2 protein-coding genes are annotated in these 1,991 nt (G+C 66.9%); both read left to right on the forward strand.

What is annotated here, in order from left to right; all coding sequences use genetic code 11:
• On the forward strand, positions 1–1,104 hold a 1,104-nt coding region (locus FNX44_RS26485; protein WP_143651507.1), incomplete at its 5' end, for a cytochrome P450.
• A 147-nt stretch (positions 1,105–1,251) separates the two neighbouring features.
• Positions 1,252–1,566: a hypothetical protein gene (locus tag FNX44_RS26490; RefSeq protein WP_153507766.1), complete on the forward strand. Its 315-nt coding sequence runs from the start codon at positions 1,252–1,254 to the stop codon at positions 1,564–1,566.
• Positions 1,567–1,991 lie beyond the last annotated feature (425 nt).

The following is a 1,991-nucleotide window of genomic DNA, read 5'->3' on the forward strand; positions in this document are numbered from 1 at the left end:
GCCGAACTCCCCTACCAGCTCACCGGTACCGTGCCCGACTACTCCGCGTACATCGACATCCGACTGGCCAGCTTCGGCTGCGACTTCATCTGCCTGCTCAACGAGTACGCCACCGCCGTCGACCTCAACGCGCAGATGCAGGCCCTCACGGCGCGGATCATCGTGCGGACGCTGTTCTCCGGACAGATCCGCCCGGCGGCGATCGCCGAGATCCAGGAGTGCCTGCCGGTCTTCACCAAGGGCGTCTACCGGCGCATGATCGCCCCCTTCGGTCTGGTCGAGCGGCTGCCGCTGCCCGCCAACCGCGACTTCCAGCGGGCCCTGGACCGTATGCACTCCGTCATCGACGAGACCATCCGCGACTACCGGTCGACCGGAGCCGACCAGGGCGACCTCATGTCGATGCTGCTCGCGGCCGAGGACGAGGAGACCGGACGCGGGCTGTCCGCCGAGGAGATCCACGAACAGGTCGTCAGCCTGCTGCTGGGCGGGACCGAGACCACCGGCAATGTGCTCTCCTGGGCGTTCCACCTGCTCGCCCACCATCCGGAGGCGGAGGAGAAGCTGACCGCCGAACTCGACCGGGTGCTCGCCGGACGCACCCCCGCCTACACCGACCTGCCACGCCTTGAGTACACCAGACACGTCATCACCGAGACACTGCGCCTGTACCCCTCCACCTGGCTGCTCAGCCGCACGACCACGGCGGACACCGAACTGGCCGGCGAACGGCTGCCGAAGGGCGCCGTCGTGCTGTTCAGCTTCTACGCCGTCGGCCGCAACCCCGCCCTCTTCGAGAACGCCGAACGCTTCGACCCGGGCCGGTGGTGTTCCGAGCGGGTGGCGTCCGTACCCCGCAGCGCCCAACTCTCCTTCGGGGCCGGCAGCCGCAAGTGCATCGGCGACCGGTTCGCGCTGGTGGAGGCCATGCTGCTGCTCGCCGCCGTGGGCTCGCGCTGGCGTCTTCGCCACGTACCGGGGACACGGGTACGAGCCAAGCCGAAGGCCAGCCTCAGCACCGGCCCGCTCCCCATGATCCCGCACCGTCGCCAGCCCTCCCACCTGGCCCGGGCCACCGCCCCGGAGGGTGACGCCACCGGCTGAACTCCTTGCGCTCGAAGGGCCCTTGAAACGATGGGCGATCACCCGTGCTACCTTGATCAAGCGTTCGACACCAGGGTGAAGTGCGCCTAGTGCGCGGCGCCGGAGTCGAGTGCAAACTGACCAATGCACCAAACAAACGGGTAGAAGATGTTTGATAAGTCGAAACGAGCACTCGTCGCAGTGACCATTGCGGCCTCCGCGGCTGTCGCCCCGATCGCGTTGGCCACGCCGGCGAACGCCGCGGCGATGGATTGTATTTCCTGGCTGCAGCGTCATGGATACAAGGTCGGCGATATTTCGAAGGCCGCCTGCAAGGAGGCCGAGAAGAGCAAGTCCGGGATCAAGAAGTGCAACAATATGCTTACTCGGATCGGCGTTACAAAGAAGAGGGCGGCCGATGCTTGTGACTATGGCTACTACGAAACCTTGTTCGGTGAATCCTGGGGCACTCTCGGACGATGAAGGGTGCTGACGCGGGTGCTCCGTAGGCTTGCGGGGCATGCTGCGTAGGTTCGAACGACGTGGTCGGTGAGCGGGGCTCCGGATCATGGGCGCTCCCTGTCGGGATGCGCCTGTGGCCGGTGCCTCGCTTCCTCGTGTGGGCAACCGGCCCTCGGCCAGGGTGTCTCAGGCGATCTGTGTGAGTTGTCGCCGAGTCGTTCCGGCCAGGGACCCGCTGGAGCAGCCGTGATGACAAGGCTGTTGCGAAGCTGTGCAGACCTTGAATCCTGCCGTCGGCCGGGGCATGACAGAGTTGGCGGTATGACGATTCCACCGCCTCCAGGTCAGCAGCCCCCGCCCCCGCCCGGTCCGCCCGGTTCGGGTGGGTACGGCCCGCCCAACGGATATGGCTATCCCGGTGGTGGCGGCGCGCCGCAGCCTCCGGG

It is taken from the genome of Streptomyces alkaliterrae, from assembly GCF_007097205.2.
In the GTDB taxonomy this organism is placed as follows: Bacteria; Actinomycetota; Actinomycetes; order Streptomycetales; family Streptomycetaceae; genus Streptomyces; species Streptomyces alkaliterrae.

What these genes read in the sequence shown, in the direction of transcription:
- FNX44_RS26490 (WP_153507766.1), top strand. Translation starts at nt 1,252, where the DNA reads ATGTTTGATAAGTCGAAACGAGCACTCGTCGCAGTGACCATTGCGGCC.